23 protein-coding genes and 3 rRNA genes are annotated in these 24,263 nt (G+C 59.6%); 11 read left to right on the top strand and 15 right to left on the bottom strand.

The genetic code is table 11. The features are described 5' to 3' along the window. Positions 1-21: 21 nt before the first annotated feature. The 4 genes from KU43P_RS09110 (at position 22) to KU43P_RS09125 (ending at position 1,847) form a co-directional block, all read left to right on the top strand. The gene (locus KU43P_RS09110) at positions 22-426 is read left to right on the top strand and encodes a TraR/DksA family transcriptional regulator (protein WP_317662442.1); all 405 of its coding nucleotides are present in this window, start codon (positions 22-24) and stop codon (positions 424-426) included. Between the two features lie 186 nt (positions 427-612). Next, the gene (locus tag KU43P_RS09115) at positions 613-807 is read left to right on the top strand and encodes a hypothetical protein (RefSeq protein ID WP_317662443.1); all 195 of its coding nucleotides are present in this window, start codon (positions 613-615) and stop codon (positions 805-807) included. A gap of 360 nt (positions 808-1,167) precedes the next feature. Continuing rightward, a complete protein-coding gene (locus tag KU43P_RS09120) occupies positions 1,168-1,638 on the top strand; it encodes a hypothetical protein (protein WP_317662445.1) in 471 nt (156 codons plus the stop codon). Then, positions 1,635-1,847 carry a hypothetical protein gene (locus KU43P_RS09125; protein WP_317662446.1) on the top strand — a complete coding sequence of 71 codons (213 nt, stop codon included), beginning with the start codon at positions 1,635-1,637 and terminating at the stop codon, positions 1,845-1,847. Before KU43P_RS09120 ends, KU43P_RS09125 begins: the two co-directional genes overlap by 4 nt. 12 nt (positions 1,848-1,859) lie before the next feature. On the opposite strand, the gene KU43P_RS09130 is transcribed toward KU43P_RS09125, so the two are convergent. The 7 genes from KU43P_RS09130 to KU43P_RS09160 form a co-directional block, all read right to left on the bottom strand. Then, positions 1,860-2,225 carry a Na+/H+ antiporter subunit G gene (locus KU43P_RS09130; RefSeq protein WP_317662448.1) on the bottom strand — a complete coding sequence of 122 codons (366 nt, stop codon included), beginning with the start codon at positions 2,223-2,225 and terminating at the stop codon, positions 1,860-1,862. After that, the gene (locus KU43P_RS09135; RefSeq protein ID WP_016393160.1) at positions 2,222-2,500 is read right to left on the bottom strand and encodes a K+/H+ antiporter subunit F; all 279 of its coding nucleotides are present in this window, start codon (positions 2,498-2,500) and stop codon (positions 2,222-2,224) included. The genes KU43P_RS09130 and KU43P_RS09135 overlap by 4 nt, the downstream gene beginning before the upstream one ends. Beyond that, positions 2,497-2,985 carry a Na+/H+ antiporter subunit E gene (locus KU43P_RS09140; RefSeq protein ID WP_317662450.1) on the bottom strand — a complete coding sequence of 163 codons (489 nt, stop codon included), beginning with the start codon at positions 2,983-2,985 and terminating at the stop codon, positions 2,497-2,499. Before KU43P_RS09140 ends, KU43P_RS09135 begins: the two co-directional genes overlap by 4 nt. Continuing rightward, positions 2,982-4,661: a monovalent cation/H+ antiporter subunit D gene (locus KU43P_RS09145; RefSeq protein WP_317662452.1), complete on the bottom strand. Its 1,680-nt coding sequence runs from the start codon at positions 4,659-4,661 to the stop codon at positions 2,982-2,984. Before KU43P_RS09145 ends, KU43P_RS09140 begins: the two co-directional genes overlap by 4 nt. Further along, entirely contained in the window at positions 4,658-5,002 is a 345-nt protein-coding gene (locus KU43P_RS09150; RefSeq protein ID WP_003250128.1) for a Na+/H+ antiporter subunit C, read from the bottom strand. Before KU43P_RS09150 ends, KU43P_RS09145 begins: the two co-directional genes overlap by 4 nt. Continuing rightward, positions 5,002-7,917, bottom strand: coding sequence for a monovalent cation/H+ antiporter subunit A (locus KU43P_RS09155; RefSeq protein WP_317662457.1), 2,916 nt, complete (start codon positions 7,915-7,917; stop codon positions 5,002-5,004). The genes KU43P_RS09150 and KU43P_RS09155 overlap by 1 nt, the downstream gene beginning before the upstream one ends. 150 nt (positions 7,918-8,067) lie before the next feature. Beyond that, the gene (locus KU43P_RS09160; RefSeq protein ID WP_317662459.1) at positions 8,068-9,015 is read right to left on the bottom strand and encodes a DMT family transporter; all 948 of its coding nucleotides are present in this window, start codon (positions 9,013-9,015) and stop codon (positions 8,068-8,070) included. 83 nt (positions 9,016-9,098) lie between these two features. Here KU43P_RS09160 and KU43P_RS09165 point away from each other — a divergent pair, with 83 nt between their 5' ends. Continuing rightward, positions 9,099-9,662, top strand: a complete 564-nt coding sequence (locus tag KU43P_RS09165; protein ID WP_317662460.1) for a helix-turn-helix domain-containing protein — start codon at positions 9,099-9,101, stop codon at positions 9,660-9,662. Between the two features lie 52 nt (positions 9,663-9,714). On the opposite strand, the gene KU43P_RS09170 is transcribed toward KU43P_RS09165, so the two are convergent. Both KU43P_RS09170 and soxR read right to left on the bottom strand, forming a co-directional pair. Continuing rightward, positions 9,715-10,263 carry a cysteine hydrolase family protein gene (locus KU43P_RS09170; RefSeq protein ID WP_317662461.1) on the bottom strand — a complete coding sequence of 183 codons (549 nt, stop codon included), beginning with the start codon at positions 10,261-10,263 and terminating at the stop codon, positions 9,715-9,717. Between the two features lie 79 nt (positions 10,264-10,342). Next, positions 10,343-10,813: a redox-sensitive transcriptional activator SoxR gene (soxR, locus tag KU43P_RS09175; protein WP_317662462.1), complete on the bottom strand. Its 471-nt coding sequence runs from the start codon at positions 10,811-10,813 to the stop codon at positions 10,343-10,345. A gap of 87 nt (positions 10,814-10,900) precedes the next feature. Here soxR and KU43P_RS09180 point away from each other — a divergent pair, with 87 nt between their 5' ends. After that, positions 10,901-11,281, top strand: a complete 381-nt coding sequence (locus tag KU43P_RS09180; protein ID WP_317662464.1) for an antibiotic biosynthesis monooxygenase — start codon at positions 10,901-10,903, stop codon at positions 11,279-11,281. Here the strand turns inward: KU43P_RS09180 and KU43P_RS09185 are convergent. Next, entirely contained in the window at positions 11,260-12,030 is a 771-nt protein-coding gene (locus tag KU43P_RS09185) for an alpha/beta hydrolase family protein (RefSeq protein WP_317662466.1), read from the bottom strand. The two genes, KU43P_RS09180 and KU43P_RS09185, sit on opposite strands and share 22 nt — an antisense overlap. Then, a complete protein-coding gene (locus KU43P_RS09190; RefSeq protein WP_317662468.1) occupies positions 12,014-13,132 on the bottom strand; it encodes a DUF3182 family protein in 1,119 nt (372 codons plus the stop codon). The genes KU43P_RS09185 and KU43P_RS09190 overlap by 17 nt, the downstream gene beginning before the upstream one ends. Before the next feature lie 208 nt (positions 13,133-13,340). On the opposite strand from KU43P_RS09190, the gene KU43P_RS09195 reads away from it, so the two are divergent. Then, complete coding sequence (locus KU43P_RS09195; RefSeq protein ID WP_317662470.1) at positions 13,341-15,149, top strand: aminopeptidase P family protein; 1,809 nt, start codon at positions 13,341-13,343, stop codon at positions 15,147-15,149. Between the two features lie 43 nt (positions 15,150-15,192). On the opposite strand, the gene KU43P_RS09200 is transcribed toward KU43P_RS09195, so the two are convergent. After that, positions 15,193-15,474 (bottom strand): hypothetical protein, encoded by a 282-nt coding sequence (locus tag KU43P_RS09200; RefSeq protein WP_317662471.1) that lies wholly within the window; start codon positions 15,472-15,474, stop codon positions 15,193-15,195. 188 nt (positions 15,475-15,662) lie between these two features. Continuing rightward, complete coding sequence (rhtA, locus tag KU43P_RS09205) at positions 15,663-16,550, bottom strand: threonine/homoserine exporter RhtA (RefSeq protein ID WP_317662472.1); 888 nt, start codon at positions 16,548-16,550, stop codon at positions 15,663-15,665. Between the two features lie 595 nt (positions 16,551-17,145). Here rhtA and KU43P_RS09210 point away from each other — a divergent pair. The 3 genes from KU43P_RS09210 to rrf all read left to right on the top strand — a co-directional run bounded on the left by KU43P_RS09210 (position 17,146) and on the right by rrf (position 22,124). Continuing rightward, positions 17,146-18,682 (top strand): 16S ribosomal RNA (locus KU43P_RS09210). 298 nt (positions 18,683-18,980) lie between these two features. Next, positions 18,981-21,872, top strand: a 23S ribosomal RNA gene (locus KU43P_RS09215). Positions 21,873-22,008: 136 nt separating this feature from the next. Next, a 5S ribosomal RNA gene (gene rrf / locus KU43P_RS09220) occupies positions 22,009-22,124 on the top strand. The 16S, 23S and 5S rRNA genes sit together here, the layout of an rRNA operon. Before the next feature lie 59 nt (positions 22,125-22,183). Here rrf and KU43P_RS09225 read toward each other — a convergent pair. Next, positions 22,184-23,047, bottom strand: coding sequence for a universal stress protein (locus KU43P_RS09225; RefSeq protein ID WP_317662474.1), 864 nt, complete (start codon positions 23,045-23,047; stop codon positions 22,184-22,186). A 154-nt stretch (positions 23,048-23,201) separates the two neighbouring features. Between KU43P_RS09225 and KU43P_RS09230 the strand changes: the two genes are divergently transcribed. Beyond that, positions 23,202-23,819 (top strand): tRNA-(ms[2]io[6]A)-hydroxylase, encoded by a 618-nt coding sequence (locus KU43P_RS09230; RefSeq protein ID WP_317662476.1) that lies wholly within the window; start codon positions 23,202-23,204, stop codon positions 23,817-23,819. Between the two features lie 22 nt (positions 23,820-23,841). Here the strand turns inward: KU43P_RS09230 and KU43P_RS09235 are convergent, their stop codons facing one another. Beyond that, positions 23,842-24,162 (bottom strand): YqjD family protein, encoded by a 321-nt coding sequence (locus KU43P_RS09235; protein ID WP_317662478.1) that lies wholly within the window; start codon positions 24,160-24,162, stop codon positions 23,842-23,844. Between the last annotated feature and the right edge of the window lie 101 nt (positions 24,163-24,263).

A 24,263-nucleotide genomic window follows, 5' to 3' on the forward strand; every position in this document is an offset into this window, starting at 1 on the left:
CATTTTTTCATAGAGAAATCGATGACCAAGGAACAGTTGCTGGCCATGTCGGCCGATGACTACATGAACGCTGACCAGCTGGCATTCTTCACTGCCCTGCTGCAGGCGATGAAAGTCGAAACCCATGAACGCATCGAGCTGAGCCGTGCCACCATCGAAGGCCTGGACACCCCGTCGGACCCTGCCGATGTGGCTTCGGTCGAAGAAGAGCGTAGCTGGCTGGTCAATGCCATCGACCGCGACCAACGCTTGCTGCCGCAGCTCGAAATGGCCCTGGACCGCATCGCCGACGAGAGCTTCGGCTGGTGCGATGACAGTGGTGAGCCTATCGGTCTGAAGCGTCTGTTGATCAGCCCGACCACCAAGTACTGCATCGAAGCCCAGGAACGCCACGAGCAGCTCGACCGCCACCAGCGGCAGGTCTGACCGCGCCCGGTGTGCCAAGCCCCATGGATCAGTCCCTGGGGCTTTTTGCGTTTCTTGTGCCTGGTGCGCAGGCGGGTTTGTTGCCAAAGGTGTAATGCTGCTATTCCGCAATGCGCTGTTTCTCCCCGCGCGGCGGGAGTATCATGATCATATCGTTAGGGTGCTAATTATATTCCGGAGGGAATGATGAATAGCCGAGTCGATGTGGCGGTGATGATCGGTACGGGTGTGCCGGCAGTATTGCAGGCGTTGGGCAAGCGCATTTGCTGGGTGGTGTTGGTCAACGGTGAGCGTCGAGGCACCGCGTTCTCTACCCGTGAAGAAGCCCTTGAGTGCCAGGCCGCATGGTTGCAACAGCTGCAGAAGAGCCAGGCCGCCTGAGGGCAGATCAATTAATGCTTTTTAGCGCTCGACGGATTTCGGTGTTTTCGTGCATATTTAATCCCCGGTAATGCGCCATGGATGCCAGCGCCCGATCTGCCGAAGGGCCTGCCGTTATCCATCGCATCTTTCTGGCGGATGTATTGTCAGGCATTACGCTTCCCGTTCAGGGAATATGTCGAACGGCTGAGTCAAGGTCGGGTCTGACAAGCTTGTGTAAAGTTTCCTGCGTGCTGCATCGCCAGCAGGCACAGACGATCAGCGTATCGCTTTATTATTCTTTTCGCCTATCGAATTGAAATGGCCGCACCTCACCGAGGCCGAGTGAGGGCGGATGTCACCGATTTGAGGATTACTTCTTTGGCAGTCAGTACACTGGATACCCACGCCTTGTTTGCACTTGGCGATTTGCGCGGTAAGTTGGCCAAGCTGTTTCAAGGCCGTTTCATATATGTCACCGAACAAAACCCCGAAGGCCTGTACATGGCCGAAATCGACACCGAGAGTGCCTTGGTCGTCGATGACAAACAGCGCTTGGAATTGAAGGTAGGCGACCATTTCCGCGCCGCCGTGCTGCCCAGCCGGGAAGGCGGCAAGCTGGAAATGCGCTTTCGTGAGATCAAGCTCAATGTCTACGGCGTGGGCGACTATGCCTTCGTTACGGTGCCGGAAGGTGAGGGCATCGTCTTCCGTGAGGGCCAAGGCGTGATGCTGGTTTTCGCGGCCCAACAGCAAGTGCAGGAAGGCCTGGGCAAGTTGCTCAAGGCAGTCACCGGCAAGGTTGCCAAGTGGCGCAAGGGCGAACTGACCACCTTCAAGGCCAGTGAATGAATGAGCAAGGCGAGGAGCCCGACACCCGTGCTGCGTTTCATCAGCGGCACCAGGCGCGGGCAACAGCTCAGGCCGAAGCCCTGCTGTCGCGGCGTGAAGACCTGCAAGGCGCCTGGTTGAACTGGGTGGCTGCGCAGTTGTACCAGCTTGGTCCGCCCCCGTTCGTTGCCATGGTGCGACGGGAATTGCAGCGCCTTACCCAATTGTGAGGCTGGCGCCACTCAGTTGCCGCGATGCCCGCCGCTACTGGTTTCTTCCGGTACTGGCTCTTTGGCCGTGCGCTTGCGAAATAGCGCTGCCCTGGCCAGCAGCAGCGTGGTGACCGGCACGGTGATGGACAGCAGCACCGGGATCAGCCAGGCGTGCAGCACCGGGGTCTGCTTGAGCCACGAGAAGTAGATGATCGAGGCCAGCGCTACGCACCATGCGCCGATGGTCGAGGCTAGCGCAGGCGGGTGCATGCGCTGGAAGTAATCTTTCAGCCGCACCAGCCCGATCGCTCCGATGAGCGCGAACAGGCTGCCCAGCAGCAAAAGTGCGGCAGTGACCAGTTCCAGCCAGAACGGCAGTTCAAGGGTTTCGTTCATTCGATCACCTCACCACGCAGCAGGAACTTGGCCAGGGCGAACGAGCCGACGAAGCCGAACAGGGCAATCAGCAGAGCGCCTTCGAAGTAGGTGTCACTGGCATAACGAATGCCCAGCACCAGCATCATCAGCATCCCCAGGATGTACAGGTAGTCCAGCGCCAATACCCGATCCTGGGCGGACGGGCCGCGAAACACCCGTATCAGCGCCAGGCCCATGGCCAGGGCGAAGATGAACAGGCTGGCAAGGACTGCGTTGGCGAGCAGGCCTGTCATTCGAAAATCTCCATCAGTGGGCGTTCATAGGTGAGCTTGAAGTGGTCGATGAAGGCCGCTTCGTCCTCCAGGTCGAACACGTGCAGCAGCAGGACGCTGCGGTCCAGGGCCAATTCGGACCAGACAGTGCCGGGTACCACGGTGGTGATCATCGACAGCGCGGCCAGGCCGTGGGCGTCATGCAGGTCGAGCGGGATGTGCACGAAGGCAGAGCGTGGTGGTTGCTGGCCGGCACGCAGCACACCGCGGGCCACCATCAGGTTGGACATGATCACATCGATGCCGACGCGGCCGATCAGCTTGGCGATCAGCAGTGGGCGCCGCACATGGGCGCGTTGCGGGCGCAATGGCGCCATCAGCAGTGGAGCAAGGATCCCGAGGGTGGCTCCGAGCAGCAGGTTGCCGGGGCTGACGGACAGGTTGAGCAGCAGCCACAAGACGAATAGCGCGACGGACAGCAGCGGAGCGGGGAACAATCGACTCATGGCTGTACCTGCTCGTCGAGGGTGGTCGGGCCGGGGATGGGGCGTGCGGCCATTACCGCTTCGATGTAACGCTCCGGGGTCTGCAGGCTGGCGGCGGTGTCCTGGGTGTAGCGCAGCAATGGCTCTGCCTTGAAGCTGAGGATGATGCACAGGCCCAGCAGAATCACGATCGGCAGGCATTCATAACGGCGCAATACCGGCGAAGGCCGCTCCTCGGGCTTCCAGAAGCGCTGGATGCCCACGCGGCCGAAGGCGATCAGCGATGCCATGCCCGACAGCACCAACAAGGCCACCAGGCCCCAGCCGGCGACAGTCAGCGGTTGTTCGGGGGCAACGCCCAACCCTAGCGGATTGAACAGCGCATTGATCAGGTTGAGCTTGCCGACGAAGCCTGACAGCGGCGGCATGCCGATGATCAGCAGGGCGCAGGCGATGAAACTGAGGCCGAGGAAGGCCATGGTCCAAGGGATGATCTGGCCAATCACGGCCTTTTGTTCGTCGTCGAGGTTGATGCCTTTGGGTGGGTGCAAGGATTCGAGCGGCGACGGGATGACGTCTTCTTCTTCATCCAGCGGCGCCTCGTTGGCCGAGCGCGAGCGCTCGACCAGTTCGGCGAGCAGGAACAGGGCGCACAGCGCCAGGGTCGAGTTCACCAGGTAGAACAGCGCTGCGCCGGTGAGTGCGGGCTGGGCGAAGCCGACGGCGCCGAGCAGGGTGCCGGCGGAAACCAGGATGCTCAGGGCGGCCATGCGCTCCAGGCGTTGGGCCGCCAGTATCGACACGGCCGCCACGGCCAGGGTGGCCAGGCCACCATAGACTAGCCATTGCCCGCCGAAATGCGCCGACGCGCCCGCCTGCCCGGAAAACAGCAAGGTCCACAGGCGCAGGACGGCATACAGCCCGACCTTGGTCATGATGGCGAACAGCGCGGCGACCGGGGCACTGGCCGAGGCATAGGCGGGCACCAGCCAGAAGTTCAGCGGCCAGATCCCGGCCTTCACCAGGAACGCCATGGCCAGCACCGCCGCACCGGCATGCAGGAGGCCGCGGTCGGCTTCCGGCACCAGCGGGATCTTCAGTGCCAGGTCGGCCATATTGAGGGTGCCAGTCACGCCGTAGAGCATGGCCGCGCCGATCAGGAACAGCGACGAGGCGAACAGGTTGATGGCGATGTAATGCAGGCCCGCGCGTACCCGCGCCCGCCCCGACCCATGCAGCAGCAGGCCGTAGGAGGCTGCCAGCAGCACTTCGAAGAACACGAACAGGTTGAACAGGTCGGCGGTGAGGAAGGCGCCGTACAGGCCCATTAGCTGAATCTGGAACAGCGCATGGAAGCTGGCACCTGCACCGTCCCAGCGGGCGCGGGCAAACAGCAATGCGCTGACGCCGATGACCCCGGTCAGGGTCAGCAGCAGTGCCGAAAGGTGGTCGAGCACCAGCACGATGCCGAACGGCGCCGGCCAGTTGCCGGGCAAGTAGACGCCGATCGACTCCGCCTGGCCCTGAGTGCGCACCCACAGCAGCAGGCTGACGGCAATGGCCAGGCCGGTAAAGGTCGACAGCAGGTTGAGGCGGCCCTTCAACTGGCGATGTTTCTCGCCCAGCAAGAGCATCACTGCTGCTGTCAGCAGCGGTAGCAGAATGGGCGCCACGATCAGTTGACTCATGCCCGTCATTCGTCACGCTCCCGGCCATCCACGTGGTCGGTGCCGGTCAGGCCGCGCGAAGCCAGAAGCACCACCAGGAACAGGGCGGTCATGGCGAAGCTGATGACGATTGCAGTCAGCACCAGGGCCTGGGGCAGCGGGTCAGTGTAGTGCAGCAGGTCCTGGGTCACACCGTCCTTGATGATCGGCTCTTTGCCGATGAACAGACTGCCCATGCTGAAGATGAACAGGTTGACCCCGTACGACAGCAGGCAAAGGCCCATGATCACCTGGTAGGTACGAGGGCGCAGGATCAACCACACCCCCGAGGCGGCCAGTACACCGATGGCGACTGCAATGACTTCTTCCATCAGGCGGCTCCTGCTTGGCTGGTTTTCGACGGGTTGCCCGGGCGGTAGGCGCGCACCGACTGGTGCGCCAGGGCAGTGAGGATCAGCAGGGTCGAGCCGACCACCACGGTGTACACGCCGATGTCGAAGAACAGCGCGCTGGCCACGTGCACATCACCCAGCAACGGCAGGTGCAAGTGGGCGGTGTGGGTGGTGAGGAACGGGTAGCCCAGGAGCATCGCGCCCACCCCGGTCAGGGTGGCGCACAGCAGCCCAGTGCCCATCCAGCGCAGCGGCCGCAGGCTCATCTGCGCCTCGACCCACTGAGTGCCGGCGACCATGTACTGGAGGATGAAAGCCACCGACATGACCAGGCCGGCGACGAAACCACCCCCCGGTTGGTTGTGGCCACGCATGAATAGGTACATCGACACCAGTAACGCGATCGGCAGCAGCAGGCGGACCAGTACCGCGGGCACCATCATGAAGCCCAGGGCGGTATCGGTGGCATGGCGCGGGTTGATCAGGTCGGTGACCACGTCAGGTGCCAGCAGGCGCTGCTGGGAGGGAAGCTGCATGCTCTCCTTGGGCGGGCGGAAGCGGCGCAGCAGGGCGAATACGGTCAGCGCCACCGCTACCAGCACGGTGATCTCGCCGAGGGTATCGAAGCCGCGGAAGTCGACCAGCATCACGTTCACCACATTGGTGCCGCCGCCTTGTGGCAGGGCCCGGCTCAGGTAGAACGAAGAAATGTCGTTGGGCGTGGGGCGCGTGAGCATGGCGTAGGACATAACCGCCATGCCAGTGCCGACCAGGATGGCCAGCACCAGGTCGCGCAGGCGCCTGACCCGAGCGCGCTCGAGGCTGCCGGGCAAGGGCGATACTCCTTCGATACGGCGTGGCAGCCATCGCAGGCCGAGCAGTATCAGTACCGTGGTGACCACTTCCACTACCAGTTGTGTCAGGGCCAGGTCGGGGGCGGAGAACCAGACGAAGGTGATGCAGGTCATCAAGCCGCAGACGCTGACCATGATCAGGGCAGCCAAGCGGTGATATTTGGCCTGGTAGGCGGCGCCTAAGGCGCAGGCAATGGCGATCAGCCACAGCGCGACGAACACGCCTGAACCAGGGATTTTCGGCCGGTCGCCCCAGCTCAGGCCGCTGTACAGCATGGGCGTGAGGCCGGCAAGGAAGGCCGCCAGTACCAGCATGAACAGTTGCGCCTGCAGCCGGCGGCTGGTCAGCAGCCTCTCGACCCGGCGGGCCAGCAGCATCAGGCGCACCTGGCCATGTTCGAACAGGCGCTTGCCATTGAAGCGCTCCATTAGCGGCGGGTACGGGAAGCGACCAAGACGCAGCTGGTTGCGCAAAAGCAGGTAAAGCACGATGCCGCCGCTCATGGCCACCAGGCTCATGATCAGCGGGGCATTCCAGCCGTGCCAGATGGCCAGGCTGTATTCCGGCAAGGTACCGCCCACCACGGGCAGCGCGGCAGCGGCCAGCAACGGGCCGACCGATTGTGCAGGGAAGATGCCCACCACCAGGCAGGTGAGTACCAGCAGCTCGACCGGCGCACGCATCCAGCGAGGCGGCTCGTGAGGCGTGTGCGGCAGATCCTGGGCAGGCGGGCCGAAGAATACATCGACGGTGAAGCGCAGGGCGTAGGCGACGCTGAAGGTGCCGGCGAGGGTGGCGATCACCGGTAGTGTGGCCTCGACCCATGCCGTGGAGGAGATGAACACGGTTTCGGCGAAGAACATTTCCTTCGACAGGAAGCCGTTCATCAAGGGCACGCCGGCCATCGAGGCGCTGGCCACCATCGCCAGAGTCGCGGTGTACGGGACCAGCCGGATCAGGCCGCTGAGGCGGCGGATGTCGCGGGTACCGCTCTCGTGGTCAATGATGCCGGCAGCCATGAACAGCGAGGCCTTGAAGGTGGCATGGTTGAGAATGTGGAACACCGCAGCGACGGCTGCCAGCGGGCTGTTGAGGCCCAGCAGCAGGGTGATCAGGCCGAGGTGGCTGATGGTGGAATAGGCCAGCAGGCCTTTGAGGTCGTTCTGGAACATGGCCGCGAAGGCGCCCAGCAGCAGGGTCAGGGCGCCGGCACCGCCGACGATCCAGAACCACTCTTCACTGCCGGAAAGTACCGGCCATAGCCGTGCCAGCAAGAACACCCCGGCCTTCACCATGGTCGCCGAATGCAGGTAGGCAGAAACCGGTGTCGGCGCTGCCATGGCGTGGGGTAGCCAGAACTGGAACGGGAACTGCGCGCTCTTGCTGAGCGCGCCGATCAGAATCAGGGGTAGCAGCACCGGGTACAACGCGTGCTGGCGGATGGTGTCGCCTGCGGCCAGGACCTTGTCCAGGTCGTAGCTGCCGACCACGTGGCCAAGCAGCAGCGCCCCCACCAACAGGCACAGGCCGCCGGCGCCGGTGACCATGAGGGCCATGTAAGCACCGCGGCGGGCGTCGGCGCGGTGGTGCCAGTAGCCGATCAGCAGGAATGAGAACAGGCTGGTCAACTCCCAGAAGAACACCAACTGGATCAGGTTGCCGGAGATCACCAGGCCGAGCATGGCGCCCATGAACGCCAGGAAGAAGGCAAAGAAGCGTGGCACCGGGTCTTGTGGCGACATGTAGTAGCGCGCATACAGCGACACCAAGGCTCCGATGCCTAGCACCAGCAGCGAGAACAGCCAGGCGAAGCCGTCCATGCGCAGCACCAGGTTCAATCCGAGGCTGGGCAACCAGAGGAACTCTTCGCGGATGACGCCACCGTGGGCGATCTGGGGGTACAGCAGTGCTACCTGGACGGCGCCGACCAGGGCCACGAGCCCCGCGAGGATGGACTCGGCATTTCGTGCGTTGTGCGGCAGCACAGCTGCCAAGCAACTGCCCACGAACGGCAGAAGCAGTAGCACTATCAATGACATAGCGTTCTATTCTGGAGAGGTTTGCCAAGGATCATACGTGCCGAGCAGTTGATCACCAACACGCAAGCTGTCGCAGAATCATACAAACTGGGTGTGACCAGCTATTTTTTTATAACAGTTTTTTACAAAGCATAGCTGCAGTTGCGCGGTTTACAGGCCCGTTTCTCGTTGATCAGGCGTTGTTTCTATTTCCTCGGCGGCCGCGCGAGCGCGTCGAAACTTCAGTTCGCTTACCACCACGGCGGCCACGATCAGCCCGCCGCCCAGTAATGCCACGCCGGGAAGGCGGTCGCCGGCGACGCGCCCGACAATCCCGGCCCACACCGGTTCGCCGGCATAGATCAAGGTGGCGCGGGTCGGCGAAACCGATTGCTGGGCCCAGTTCATCGCCACCTGGATCACCGCGCTCATGGCGCCCAGGCCGAGTGCGCTGAGCAGCAACAGCCAGGAGAAATCGGGGAGGCGCTCCTGGGTCGGCACAATCATCAGGAACGACAGCAACGAAGCCGTGGCCAGTTGCACGACGGTGACCCTGCGCACATCGACCTGACCTGCATAGCGGCTGATCAGGATGATCTCGCCCGCGATGGCCACGGCACTTACCAGGGTGACCACTTCGCCCTCGCTGAAGTGCAGAGCGCCGCCCTCGGGGCCGGCCAGCAGCATCAGGCCGATGAACGCCAAGCAGATGCCAATGCTCGGCATCAACCCGGGGCGTCGGCCCAGCACCAGCCACTGCAGCAGCGGCACGAACGGCACATAGAGCGCGGTGATGAACGCCGACTGGCTGCTGCTGATGCTCTGCAGGCCCATGGTCTGCAAGCCATAGCCGAGCATGATGGTCACACCGATCAGCACCCCGGCCTTCAACTCGGTGAAGGTCAGCCCCGATAGCGACCGCGCTGACACCAGGCCGACGAACAAGGCCGCTGCGGCAAAGCGCAGGCCGACGAAGAACATCGGGCCGCTGACGGTCATGACGTTGTGCACCAGCAGGAAGGTGCCACCCCACAGCATGGTGATAAACACCAGCACCATTTCGGCTTTGCTCAGGCGAAAGGACAGGGGCGTCTTCGGGCTGCTGTTTGGTTGGCTCATGCTCTTGCACACTCAAGGGGGGCGGCGCACAATCGGCGCAAAGTGGGCAGTATACTGCGCAATCTGGGTAAGTGAGCAATATAGTGCACAAAGACTCCACGCACCGCGCGTCGGTGCTGCAACATGTCAGCTTCAATGTCCGCAGCCTGCGCAATGCTAGCGCGATGAGCCAGGCCACCCTGGCCGAGCGCTCAGGGGTCAGCCGGCGCATGCTGGTGGCAATCGAGGCTGGCGAGAAGAATGTCAGCCTGACCACCCTGGACCTGATTGCCGAAGCTCTCGGTGTGGCATTCAGTACGCTGATCCAGGCACCCGACCAGCGTGATCCCAGCCGCATCGACGAATTGGCCTGGGCAGGTGTGTACCCGCAGAGCAAGGCGGTGCTGTTGGCCAGCAGCGCGGCCCGGCGTGAAGTGGAAATCTGGGAATGGACCCTGGCGCCGGGCGAGTGCTATGTCAGCGAAGCCGATGCCGAGGGCTGGAGCGAGCAGATATACGTGGCCGAAGGGCAGCTCACGCTGGTGATTGAAGGGGTCGAGCATTGCCTGCAGGTTGGCCAGTTTCACGTGTTCCCCAGCAACTGTCGGTACGCTTACCGCAACGACGGTGCCGTGGCCACGCGCTTCGTGCGCAATGTGGTGATCTGATCGCGAGCCTGTATTGGCCCCTTCGAACCATGAAGAGGCCGATGCCGATCATTCAGTGGTTCAGCAATTCGTCCGTCTTCACCACCTTGGCGTAGGCAAACGCCAGGGCTGCCATGGCCGAGGCATGGACATCCGCAGCAGGCACCTGCTTGCCATCGAAGTCCAGCGGCAGCGTGGCACAGGCATCATGCGCCACGGTGACGTCATAACCGAAGTCGGCCGCGGCGCGGGTTGCGGCGTCGATGCACATGTGGCTCATGCTGCCAACGATGGTCAGCGCCTCGATGCCGTGCTGGTCGAGGGTGCTCTTGAGCGGTGTATCGCGAAACGCATTGACCTTGTGCTTGAGTACCACGGGTTCGCCTTCCTGCGGTTGGACTTTGCTGTGGATCGCGGCACCCTTTGATGCCGGCGCGAAGAAGGGTGCGTCGGCCGTCTCGAATTCATGTCGCACGTGCACCACCAGGTCGCCGCGCTGGCGCGCTGCGGCCAGCAGCCGTGCGGCATTGTCGGCCGCCTGCTCGGCGCCGTCGAGGGTCCATTTGCCGCCGGGGAAATAGTCGTTCTGGATATCGATGATGATCAACGCCTGCTTGCTCATGCTGCCTCCTGTGGCAATTGTTGTGGCAAGACGCTAGTTATAGGCGTTGCCAGACAGTACTGCCGGAAACCGCAGGCAATCACGTCGCCTCGGGATGTCCTGGCGGGTGCGGCCCCGGTCCCGCGTCGGCCAGATGGTCCTGGCGGTTGCGCAGCGGGCATTCCTTGAGTGACAGGCAGCCGCAGCCGATGCAGCCGTCCAGTTGATCGCGCAACATGACCATCTCATCGATACGCCGGCTCAGGTCCTCACGCCAGCGCGCTGACAATCGTTGCCAGTCTTGTGCGGTAGGGGTGTGATCACTGGGCAGCGTGGCAAGGGCCGTGGCGATTTCGGCCAGCGGTATGCCAAGGCGCTGGGCCATCTTGATGACCGCGACGCGGCGCAACGTCGCCCGCGGATAGCGGCGCTGGTTACCAGTATTGCGACTGCTGTGGATCAACCCCTTGGTTTCATAGAAGTGCAGGGCCGTGACGGCCACGCCGCTGCGTGAGGCCAACTGACCGACACTGAGTTGCGTGTCCTGTGCTGACGCGGTATGGCGTGGCATGCGGAAATAGCTCTTGACCTTGAGTTAACTAGAGGTTTTACCCTGCTGGCCATCGCGCTGCAAGCGTTCGTAGCAAGGAGACTGACCATGACGGCCACGCCGCATACCCTGTGGTTTACCCAGATGATCGAATACGAAGTTCCGGTTTCTCGTCAGGCCGCACTGGCCCAGGTCCTGGTCACGCGCAGCGAGGAACTGGCCTTGCGCTGCGAGGGCTTGCAGGGGGTCAGTGTCCAGGCCAGTGATGACGGCAGTCGCGTGCTGCAGTATTTGCAGTGGCAGTCTCGCCAGGCATGGGCGATGGCGGCGCAGCGCTTTGCCGAAGAACCCTTTCTCGACTTGCTCAGCCAACATCAGGCGCGGGGCGTCAACTTCACCGCCTATCAGGCACTACGCAGCCTGGTGCGCGGTGCCGATGGCGGCTTGCATTGCCAGGTGGGCGAGCTTCAGGCGTACCACGGCGCATAGTGCGGGTAGCGGTCCAGGCGCGCGCCAATCACCATTTCGCTGATCCAGGCGGCAAGGATCGAGCTGTAAGCCTTCTGGCTTTCCTCGCTGGAAAGTGCGTGGTCGGCACCGTCGACAGTCCGGTGGGTAAGCGAGTGGGCGCTGCTGAAGGCCGACCGGTAGCTCATCAGCGTGGTGTGCGGCACGTAGTCATCCTGCTCCGACTCCACCAGCAAGACATCGCCCCTGAACTCCGCGCAGGCGGCGAGGGCTCGGTTATCGGCAGGGCCGAGCAGGCGCTGGCGATAGTCGATGAGGCGCTGGCGGTCGAGGGTCTGCTTGGGGATGTCCCATTCGTCGTCCCAGTACATCGCCGGAACTCGCAACGCCAGCCATTTCACCGGGCGTTGCAGCGTCAGCAGGGTGGCCAGATAGCCGCCATAGCTGCTGCCAATGATAGCAATGGCGTTGCTGTCAACGGCCGGGTGGTTGGCCAGGCAGTCATAAGCGGCCAGCAGGTCCTTCAGGTTTTGTTCGCGGGTCACCGTCAGCCTCTGGCTTTCGGTCTTCTCGTGGCCGCGCAAGTCGAAAGTCATGCACACACAACCCAGCCCGGTGATATGACGGGCACGGGCCAGATCACGCTGTTGGCTGCCGCCCCAGCCATGGACGAAGAGAATGCCCGGCATCTTGCTGCCGGGGCTTACCAGCGTGCCGACGATGCTGTCGTTCTCGACTTTCAGTTCAACGGTTTCACTCTGAATGGTCATGCTCGCGAATCCGCGCGAATTTGCTGAGTTGTCCGAGTTCACTGTCGTTTCCTTGGTAGAAGAGGGTGGCGTCGTGGGGGAGCTCGGGAGTGCCGAACACTTCGTGGGTGGAGGCGTGCACCCGTTGCAGGCCCGGGTCGGCGGCAAATGCCTGCAAAGCCAGGAGTTCTGCGCTGCTGGCTCCGCCCAGGCGCCACGACTGCTCGAGCACGCCGCTGCGCACGTGGCCCTGAGCGTTGCTGCCACGGGCGATGTCATAGTTGCGCCGAGAGGCGATGAAACCAGGAAAGTGCTGCTCTGCTGCCTGCTCGTAGGTAATGGCCTGGTTGATCGCCAGGCGTAGGTGATCCTCCAGTGGCAACTGCAGCAAGGCTTGGTAATCGCCGCGCACCACGATCAAGTCGGAGCCGCCGTAGACTTCGGTGCCCTGGTGGTCGTGGGTCAGTTGCTGGGTGCCGTGATAACTGCAGGTCAGGCCGGCAACGCGAACCTGGCCAACACTGAACGTCAGCACATCGTTCAAGTCTTCTTCTAGCACCAGGCCCCACAGGCCCAGGTCTTGCTCATCAATGCCTGCCAGTAGCGGTTCCAGTTCATCTGGCTGGGTAATCACTTGCTGGCCCCGGCCGGCGCAGGCCAGCACCGGCTTGAACCGCACCGGGCCATCGAGCAGCAGCAACTGCGCGGCGCGGCGGGCATCGGCTTTACTGAACACGGTATAGCCGCGGAGCAGGGCATCACTGGCCTGCAGGGCGAAGGCGTCAGTCCAGCCAGGCGGAAAATTGGCGTTGGCAGGCAACGGATGGGAGATAGCCTTGGTGGACATGTAGGGGTGACTGACCAAGCCACCGAACAGGTCCTGTTCGCTGCGGATACCCATGCAGGCATGGCGAGCCGGGTCGATCAGGGTTTCCGTGGGCAGGTAATAGTAGTTGTCCGCTGCAGTGGGCAGTGGCGTGGTCTGCACGGTTGTGCAGCCCAGCAGCCGGGCCAGGCCTGCAGCGAGCTTGAGATGCACGGCGTGCTCGTGCTCCGGAGTGTGTGCGCGGGTGTCGAGCAGCACGACAGCAGTCTTCGGGTCGCAGGCGCTGGGCATGGGCATCGACCTGTCGGCAAGGAATGTACTGGTTGTGAAGCTTGTGCCCGAGGGAAGTTCAGCGGAAGTCGATCGAAGGTAAAGGCGTAGCTGTAGGAATGCTCCTGTTTTCACGTATTAGCAGAGTGTGCTTCGTTGTCTTGATTGCAGCCCTGGGGTGGCTGTTCCATTATCGTCATTCTGGATTAACCAAGATGTGTCCGCAGGAGTGCGCATGAACGTTCAGACCACGATTCAGCAAAGTGTGCCAGAGCGCCTGGCGCGCGTGCGCCAGGTAATGGCCGAGGAGGGTATCGATGGCCTCCTGGTGCCTTCGGCAGACCCGCATCTGTCCGAGTATCTGCCGGGTTACTGGCAAGGGCGCCGCTGGCTGTCGGGGTTCGATGGTTCGGTCGGCACACTGGTGGTCACTGCGGATTTTGCCGGCCTGTGGGTCGACAGCCGTTATTGGGAGCAAGCCGACAAAGAGCTGGCGGGCAGTGGTATCGAACTCATGAAGCTGCAGTCCGGCAAGCCGGGTGCGTTGGAATGGCTGGGTGACAAAATCGCGGCTCAAGGCGCGGTGGCCGTGGATGGTGCGGTAATGGCCCTGGCTTCGGCGCGTCAGCTTGAAGAACGCCTTGCCGCTCGTGGCATACGTCTGGTGACTGACCGCGACCTGCTGGGCATGGTCTGGGACGGGCGCCCGGCACTGCCAGGCAACCCGGTGTACCAGCACCTGCCGCCACACGCCACGGTGAGCCGGGCCGAAAAACTCGCTCAGTTGCGCAGTACCTTGAAGGAGAAGGGTGTGGATTGGCACTTCCTGGCCACCCTCGATGACATCGCCTGGCTGTTCAATCTGCGCGGCAGCGACGTTTCCTATAACCCGGTGTTCGTTTCATTTGCGCTGATCGGCCAGTCGCAGGCCATTTTGTTCGTTGGAGCCGAAAAACTCGATGAGCATTTGCGCCATGTGCTTCAAGTCGACGGTATCGAGGTACGTGACTATGAGCAGGTTCATCAGGCGCTCGCGAGCCTGGCCGCAGGCAGCCGCCTAATGGTCGACCCGGCGAGGGTGACGTGCGGGTTGCTGAAGAACCTGGGTGCCCAGGTGCAACTGGTCGAGGGCCTGAACCCGACCACCTTGAGCAAATCACGCAAAGGCGATGAGGAGCTGGTGCACATCCGCCGAGTCATGGAGCAGGATGGCGCTGCATTGTGTGAGTTCTTTGCCTGGCTGGAGGCGCATCAGGGCAAGGAGGTTATCACCGAGCTGACCATCGATGAGCAGTTGAGCGCAGCGCGGGCCCGTCGGGCTGATTTCGTCTCGCTCAGTTTCTCCACCATTGCCGCCTTCAATGGCAATGGCGCGATGCCACACTATCGGGCGACCGAACAATCCCACGCAGTGATCGAAGGGGATGGCTTGCTGTTGATCGACTCGGGCGGGCAGTACCTGGGTGGAACTACCGATATCACCCGAATGGTCCCGATCGGTACGCCAAGCTTTGAGCAGAAGCAGGATTGCACGCGCGTGCTCAAGGGGGTGATCGCCCTGTCACGGGCCACGTTCCCTCGCGGCATCCTCTCCCCGCTGCTCGATGCCATTGCGCGTGCGCCGATCTGGGCGGACCAGGTCGACTACGGTCACGGTACCGGCCATGGCGTGGGCTATTTCATGAACGTGCACGAAGGGCCACAGGTCATTGCCTACCAAGCTGCAACCACGCCGCAGACAGCCATGCAGGCCGGGATGATCAGTTCGATCGAGCCGGGTACGTATCGCCCCAGTGCATGGGGCGTGCGTATCGAGAACCTGGTAGTGAATCGAGAGGCCGGCAGCAGTGCATTTGGCGACTTCCTGAGTTTCGAAACCCTGACGCTGTGCCCTATCGATACCCGCTGCCTGTTGCCAGAGCTGCTGACGCAGGAGGAACTGAACTGGCTCAATCGTTATCACGCGACCGTGCGCGAGCGTATTGCCCCGTTGCTCAAGGCTGATGCACTGGCATGGCTGCAAGCCCGCACCGAACCGGTGTAAGGGCTGGAAAGCAGAAAGGGCAGCCCGTTGGCTGCCCTTTCTGTTACTTGCAGATGACGATCATGCTGCGGCTGGTGTAACCGGCCGGATTGATGCCAAACAGGTAATCGCCCGGCTCTTCATCGGTATCCCCGGAGCGCGCGATGACTTTATAGCCGCGCTTGCTGCAGGAGGTGGCCGCTTTGCTATAGCACTTGTCCCACGACGAGGACAGGCCGGAGCAATTGATATGCAGGCCCTTTTTCCCCTGCTTGACCTCGGTCTTGGCCGTCGCGGCACATCCGGCAATGGCCAATACGGCCAGGATGAGCAAAATACGTTTCATTCCTGTCCTTAAATGCAGGGCTGGTCAGGCACCTTACCCTGTCGTTATCGCTGCGTTTCTTCCTGAATTCCCCGGCATCCGTGTGCGTACAAGTAGATAGCGTAAAGATTATGCTTTTGTGACAGCTTAATCAGCGGGGCGGGTCGCCACAATGGTTAATGCCGTCACAAATGCAAATATTTCTCAAATCAGTCGGCGGCTACGGCTGGATTGCTGTCCCGGCGCATGGAAAGTGTGGCGCCTACCGATGCAGCAATGATCGCGAGAATCGCCAGCCATTGGCTCACGCTCAGTACCTCGCCGAGGAACAGCAATCCGGAAAGTGCGCCGATTGCAGGTTCAACGCTCATCAACGTGCCGAAGGTGCGGGCCGGCATGCGGGTCAGGGCAACCATTTCCAGGCTGTATGGCAAGGCCGTAGACAGAATGGCAACGCCGAGTGCCAGCGGAATAAGCGCAGGGGTGAGGAGTGCGCTGCCGGCATGCACGATGCCAATGGGGGCCACGAACAGGGCGGCGACCACGACGCCCAGGGCGGCACTCTGGATGCCGTGTTCCGCGCCGGCGCGCTGGCCGAAGAGAATGTACAGTGCCCAGCAGACACCGGCCCCCAGCGCATAGCCAACCCCTGCCAGGTCGAGGGGTTGGCCACCATCGCCTATCGGGATCAGCAATAGCAGGCCGATAACGGCCAGGCCTATCCACAAGAAATCGATCGCCCGTCGTGAGGCAAAGAGTGCCACGGCCAACGGCCCGGTGAATTCCAGCGCTACGGCGATACCCAGTGGCGTTGTTTGCAGGGCCATATAGAAGAGGAAGTTCATCCCGCCCAGGGACATGCCGTAAATGACCACGTTGCGCAGGGTGGTGGCATTCATGCGTACACGCCAAGGGCGCAGGATCATCAGCATGATGATGCTGGCGAATACCAGGCGCAGGGTCGTGGTGCCCTGTGCGCCAATGATGGGGAACATGCTTTTGGCCAGGGAGGCACCAGACTGGATCGACGCCATGGCTATAAGGAGGAGGCCAATCGGGAAAAGCGTGGCGGCCAGGCTGCGAGGCTGGGTGTTCATTTGCGGGGGGGAGTCCTTAGAGGGGTGAGGCCGGGTGTGCACTATAGTGCGCAATAGCTGGGGGGCAGTGCAAGGTGTATGCGGACAGTGAATTCAAATAATCGTATTGCAGGGGTTGACGGTTTCTCGAATCCCCTTATAATGCGCCCCACTTCCAGCGTAGTCGGAATGAGAAACTCCTTGAGATTCAATGAGTTACTCAATCCAGGTGGTGCTGGTGGTGCTTCGATCGTCTGATCGATAGCGGTTGAAACGGTGGTTGACAGCGCTTCTAAACGCTGTATGATTCGCCTCCCGCTACGAGAGATCGCAGCGAGCCAAGTGTTTGAAGCTAAACGAGTTTCTCGCGAAAAACTTCAAAATAAACGCTTGACAGGCTCTGAGGAAAGCGTAGAATGCGCGCCTCGGTTGAGACGAAAAGATCTTAACCAAACGCTCTTTAACAAATCGAATCAAGCAATTCGTGTGGGTGCTTGTGAGTACGGACTGATAGTCAAAAAGATTATCAGCATCACAAGTGACCATGCGAGAAATCACATAGTCATTTGAGATTGCTGAGCCAAGTTTAGGGTTTCTTAAAAACCCAAGCAGTATTGAACTGAAGAGTTTGATCATGGCTCAGATTGAACGCTGGCGGCAGGCCTAACACATGCAAGTCGAGCGGATGATGGGAGCTTGCTCCTGGATTCAGCGGCGGACGGGTGAGTAATGCCTAGGAATCTGCCTGGTAGTGGGGGACAACGTTTCGAAAGGAACGCTAATACCGCATACGTCCTACGGGAGAAAGCAGGGGACCTTCGGGCCTTGCGCTATCAGATGAGCCTAGGTCGGATTAGCTAGTTGGTGAGGTAATGGCTCACCAAGGCGACGATCCGTAACTGGTCTGAGAGGATGATCAGTCACACTGGAACTGAGACACGGTCCAGACTCCTACGGGAGGCAGCAGTGGGGAATATTGGACAATGGGCGAAAGCCTGATCCAGCCATGCCGCGTGTGTGAAGAAGGTCTTCGGATTGTAAAGCACTTTAAGTTGGGAGGAAGGGCAGTAAGTTAATACCTTGCTGTTTTGACGTTACCGACAGAATAAGCACCGGCTAACTCTGTGCCAGCAGCCGCGGTAATACAGAGGGTGCAAGCGTTAATCGGAATTACTGGGCGTAAAGCGCGCGTAGGTGGTTTGTTAAGTTGGATGTGAAAGCCCCGGGCTCAACCTGGGAACTGCATCCAAAACTGGCAAGCTAGAGTACGGTAGAGGGTGGTGGAATTTCCTGTGTAGCGGTGAAATGCGTAGATATAGGAAGGAACACCAGTGGCGAAGGCGACCACCTGGACTGATACTGACACTGAGGTGCGAAAGCGTGGGGAGCAAACAGGATTAGATACCCTGGTAGTCCACGCCGTAAACGATGTCAACTAGCCGTTGGAATCCTTGAGATTTTAGTGGCGCAGCTAACGCATTAAGTTGACCGCCTGGGGAGTACGGCCGCAAGGTTAAAACTCAAATGAATTGACGGGGGCCCGCACAAGCGGTGGAGCATGTGGTTTAATTCGAAGCAACGCGAAGAACCTTACCAGGCCTTGACATGCAGAGAACTTTCCAGAGATGGATTGGTGCCTTCGGGAACTCTGACACAGGTGCTGCATGGCTGTCGTCAGCTCGTGTCGTGAGATGTTGGGTTAAGTCCCGTAACGAGCGCAACCCTTGTCCTTAGTTACCAGCACGTTATGGTGGGCACTCTAAGGAGACTGCCGGTGACAAACCGGAGGAAGGTGGGGATGACGTCAAGTCATCATGGCCCTTACGGCCTGGGCTACACACGTGCTACAATGGTCGGTACAGAGGGTTGCCAAGCCGCGAGGTGGAGCTAATCTCACAAAACCGATCGTAGTCCGGATCGCAGTCTGCAACTCGACTGCGTGAAGTCGGAATCGCTAGTAATCGCGAATCAGAATGTCGCGGTGAATACGTTCCCGGGCCTTGTACACACCGCCCGTCACACCATGGGAGTGGGTTGCACCAGAAGTAGCTAGTCTAACCTTCGGGAGGACGGTTACCACGGTGTGATTCATGACTGGGGTGAAGTCGTAACAAGGTAGCCGTAGGGGAACCTGCGGCTGGATCACCTCCTTAATCGACGACATCAGCCTGCTGATGAGCTCCCACACGAATTGCTTGATTCATTGTCGAAGGCGATAACGCTGTTCCTGATCAGAACTCAGAAATGAGCATTCTGCTTGAATGCTGATTTCTGGCTTTTGTCAGATCGTTCTTTAAAAATTCGGATATGTGATAGATATAGACTGACACGCACTTTCACTGGTGTGTGATCAGGCTAAGGTAAAATTTGTGAGTTCTGCGCGAAAGCGCAACATGCGAATTTTCGGCGAATGTCGTCTTCACAGTATAACCAGATTGCTTGGGGTTATATGGTCAAGTGAAGAAGCGCATACGGTGGATGCCTTGGCAGTCAGAGGCGATGAAAGACGTGGTAGCCTGCGATAAGCTTTGGGGAGTCGGCAAACAGACTGTGATCCAGAGATCTCTGAATGGGGGAACCCAGCCAGCATAAGCTGGTTATCTTGTACTGAATACATAGGTGCAAGAGGCGAACCAGGGGAACTGAAACATCTAAGTACCCTGAGGAAAAGAAATCAACCGAGATTCCCTTAGTAGTGGCGAGCGAACGGGGACCAGCCCTTAAGTTGGTTTGAGATTAGTGGAACACTCTGGAAAGTGTGGCCATAGTGGGTGATAGCCCCGTACACGAAAATCTCTTATCAATGAAATCGAGTAGGACGGAGCACGAGAAACTTTGTCTGAATATGGGGGGACCATCCTCCAAGGCTAAATACTACTGACTGACCGATAGTGAACCAGTACCGTGAGGGAAAGGCGAAAAGAACCCCGGAGAGGGGAGTGAAATAGAACCTGAAACCGTATGCGTACAAGCAGTGGGAGCCTACTTTGTTAGGTGACTGCGTACCTTTTGTATAATGGGTCAGCGACTTATATTCAGTGGCGAGCTTAACCGAATAGGGGAGGCGTAGCGAAAGCGAGTCTTAATAGGGCGTTTAGTCGCTGGGTATAGACCCGAAACCGGGCGATCTATCCATGGGCAGGTTGAAGGTTAGGTAACACTGACTGGAGGACCGAACCGACTACCGTTGAAAAGTTAGCGGATGACCTGTGGATCGGAGTGAAAGGCTAATCAAGCTCGGAGATAGCTGGTTCTCCTCGAAAGCTATTTAGGTAGCGCCTCATGTATCACTGTAGGGGGTAGAGCACTGTTTCGGCTAGGGGGTCATCCTGACTTACCAAACCGATGCAAACTCCGAATACCTACAAGTGCCGAGCATGGGAGACACACGGCGGGTGCTAACGTCCGTCGTGAAAAGGGAAACAACCCAGACCGTCAGCTAAGGTCCCAAAGTCATGGTTAAGTGGGAAACGATGTGGGAAGGCTTAGACAGCTAGGAGGTTGGCTTAGAAGCAGCCACCCTTTAAAGAAAGCGTAATAGCTCACTAGTCGAGTCGGCCTGCGCGGAAGATGTAACGGGGCTCAAACCATGCACCGAAGCTACGGGTGTCATCTTTGATGACGCGGTAGAGGAGCGTTCTGTAAGCCTGTGAAGGTGAGTTGAGAAGCTTGCTGGAGGTATCAGAAGTGCGAATGCTGACATGAGTAACGACAATGCGAGTGAAAAACTCGCACGCCGAAAGACCAAGGTTTCCTGCGCAACGTTAATCGACGCAGGGTTAGTCGGTCCCTAAGGCGAGGCTGAAAAGCGTAGTCGATGGAAAACAGGTTAATATTCCTGTACTTCCAGTTATTGCGATGGAGGGACGGAGAAGGCTAGGCCAGCTTGGCGTTGGTTGTCCAAGTTTAAGGTGGTAGGCTGAAATCTTAGGCAAATCCGGGATTTCAAGGCCGAGAGCTGATGACGAGTTGCCATTAGGCGACGAAGTGGTTGATGCCATGCTTCCAAGAAAAGCTCCTAAGCTTCAGATAACTGGGAACCGTACCCCAAACCGACACAGGTGGTTAGGTAGAGAATACCAAGGCGCTTGAGAGAACTCGGGTGAAGGAACTAGGCAAAATGGCACCGTAACTTCGGGAGAAGGTGCGCCGGTGAGGGTGAAGCACTTGCTGCGTAAGCCCACGCCGGTCGAAGATACCAGGCCGCTGCGACTGTTTATTAAAAACACAGCACTCTGCAAACACGAAAGTGGACGTATAGGGTGTGACGCCTGCCCGGTGCCGGAAGGTTAATTGATGGGGTTAGCGCAAGCGAAGCTCTTGATCGAAGCCCCGGTAAACGGCGGCCGTAACTATAACGGTCCTAAGGTAGCGAAATTCCTTGTCGGGTAAGTTCCGACCTGCACGAATGGCGTAACGATGGCGGCGCTGTCTCCACCCGAGACTCAGTGAAATTGAAATCGCTGTGAAGATGCAGTGTATCCGCGGCTAGACGGAAAGACCCCGTGAACCTTTACTATAGCTTTGCACTGGACTTTGAATTTGCTTGTGTAGGATAGGTGGGAGGCTTTGAAGTGGGGACGCCAGTTCTCATGGAGCCATCCTTGAAATACCACCCTGGCAACTTTGAGGTTCTAACTCAGGTCCGTTATCCGGATCGAGGACAGTGTATGGTGGGTAGTTTGACTGGGGCGGTCTCCTCCCAAAGAGTAACGGAGGAGTACGAAGGTGCGCTCAGACCGGTCGGAAATCGGTCGTAGAGTATAAAGGCAAAAGCGCGCTTGACTGCGAGACAAACACGTCGAGCAGGTACGAAAGTAGGTCTTAGTGATCCGGTGGTTCTGTATGGAAGGGCCATCGCTCAACGGATAAAAGGTACTCCGGGGATAACAGGCTGATACCGCCCAAGAGTTCATATCGACGGCGGTGTTTGGCACCTCGATGTCGGCTCATCACATCCTGGGGCTGAAGCCGGTCCCAAGGGTATGGCTGTTCGCCATTTAAAGTGGTACGCGAGCTGGGTTTAGAACGTCGTGAGACAGTTCGGTCCCTATCTGCCGTGGACGTTTGAGATTTGAGAGGGGCTGCTCCTAGTACGAGAGGACCGGAGTGGACGAACCTCTGGTGTTCCGGTTGTCACGCCAGTGGCATTGCCGGGTAGCTATGTTCGGAAGAGATAACCGCTGAAAGCATCTAAGCGGGAAACTTGCCTCAAGATGAGATCTCACTGGGATCTTGAATCCCCTAAAGGGCCGTCGAAGACTACGACGTTGATAGGTTGGGTGTGTAAGCGCTGTGAGGCGTTGAGCTAACCAATACTAATTGCCCGTGAGGCTTGACCATATAACACCCAAGCAATTTGCTAGCGCAGATTGCGGTGGTGAAGACGAAACGAACCGAAAGTTCGCAAGCAACATCACAAATATCGCATATCCGAATTCGCTGGGCTGTCCATCTGGACATTCTGGCAACAGAATTTCTTGACGACCATAGAGCATTGGAACCACCTGATCCCATCCCGAACTCAGCAGTGAAACGATGCATCGCCGATGGTAGTGTGGGGTTTCCCCATGTGAGAGTAGGTCATCGTCAAGATTCATTTCGCAAAACCCCTATCTGCGCGAGCAGGTAGGGGTTTTGTCTTTTCAGCTCGATCAACCGCGGGCCAGTTCCGCGATGTGTGCGGTGGCTTCCTCGCTCTTGAGCACCAATACATCGCCTTTCAACGAATCGAGCACCACCTCCGAAGTATTACCAATCAACGCCCCAGAAATGCCTGTACGGGCGACAGTGCCAATCACCGTGACCACTGCATCGAGTTCCTTCTCGAAATGAGGAATGAGCACATCGGCAGGCCCCTCTTCCACATGCAGACGGTCCTCACTGATGCCGTACTCCGCCTGGAACGCTCTGCAAGCTTCCCGATAACGCTTGTCGATGGTCTCGCTCAACTGATACACCGGGTCTGACGCCGAGAGCATGGGGGAGGGGTGGGCGCTGATGACATGCAAATGCCCTTTGGCAAGCCCGGCAATTGCGTAACCATGATCGATGATGTCCGCGTGCAGCCTGCGATGGTCTTCATCCTGGTTGCCGACATCAACTGCGGCGAGTATCACCCCACCCGTCCATGGCCTCTCGCTCTTGACCATCAGCACCGCACAAGGGCAAAGGCGCAGTAATTTCCAGTCGTTGGGCGTGAGCAATGCCTTTTTCAGGGGGCTGTCTGGCCGGTGATCCTTGATCACCAGTTCGCAACCTTCGGCCTCCTGCACCTTGATGATCGACTCATGCAAGGTCTCATGCCAGGCCTGCTCGTGGGAGACGTTATCGTATCCGTCATCGTGCATTTGGCTGCTCAACAGGCTGAGCAGCGCACTGTGGTCATGTTTCTTGTCGCATATCAGCAAGTGCAGGCGAGCACCTGTCACACCTGCAATCAGCTTGGCACGGGTGAGTGCAAGGCTGTGGGCGTGTTCTGGGTCGAGGACGACAAGGATGCTACGGACAGCTTGCATGGGCTTGAACTCCCTTTAACGATGGCGACCAATGCCTGACTATAGTCGGCGTCCGCTGCTGCGCCGTTTGACGTACATCAAGCATAGCCACTGGAGATCCCTGGCGCCGCCGGTATAATCGCCGGTCCTGCCTGTTCTGTGTGGTTGCACGTCTATGTCCCTGATTCCCGAAATCGAAGCCTTCCTCGGATGCCCAACGCCAGATGCCTGGATCGAAGCGGCACTTGCCGACCAGGAGACGTTGCTCATCGACCACAAGAACTGCGAATTCAAGGCCGCCAGCACTGCGTTGAGCTTGATTGCCAAGTACAACACCCACCTGGACCTGATCAACATGATGTCGCGCCTTGCGCGCGAGGAACTGGTGCACCATGAGCAGGTGCTGCGCCTGATGAAGCGTCGTGGGGTGCCGCTGCGGCCAGTGTCGGCGGGGCGCTATGCCTCCGGCCTGCGACGACTGGTACGTGCCCATGAGCCGGTCAAGCTGGTGGATACTCTGGTAGTGGGGGCGTTCATCGAGGCCCGCAGCTGCGAGCGCTTCGCAGCCCTGGTGCCACACCTGGATGAAGAGCTGGGAACTTTCTATCACGGCTTGTTGAAGAGTGAAGCGCGCCATTATCAGGGCTACCTGAAGCTGGCTCATCACTACGGGGACGAGGCGGATATCGCCCGCCGAATAGCGTTGGTGCGGGAAGCGGAAGCAGAACTGATCCAATCACCGGATCAGGAGCTCCGCTTCCACAGCGGTATTCCAATGGCGCAAGCCGCCTGATTGCGCACAGGCGGCTCAGCCTTCAGGGACGGCGCCCCAGCAGCAGGCCGATGACCAGGCCGAAGCCGGCGGAAACCGCCACGGTCTGCCATGGATGGCCACCGATGTAGTCCTGTGTCGCATCGACTACCGGTTGCGCCTTGGCGCGTACCTGGCCAGCGGCTTCACGCGCCTGGCGCAGTTTCAGGCTGACTTGCGCGCGCAAGGTATCGGCCTCTTCGCCAACCAGGGACGCGCTGTCGTTGAGCAGCTTTTCCGACTCTTCGATCAGTGACTGCAACTCACTGAATACCTGATCCTTGATCTGATCGCTGTCGGCCAGTGCGGCAGTTTTTCGGGCCATGAACTCGTCCTCGTCGATGGGGGTGGATAACCAATGGATGCCAGCGCGTGCGGAAAGTTGCGACGGCTTTTCGATGATGCGTCGCCAGGGTGTAAGATAGC

The organism is Pseudomonas sp. KU43P (assembly GCF_033095865.1).
GTDB lineage: Bacteria > Pseudomonadota > Gammaproteobacteria > Pseudomonadales > Pseudomonadaceae > Aquipseudomonas.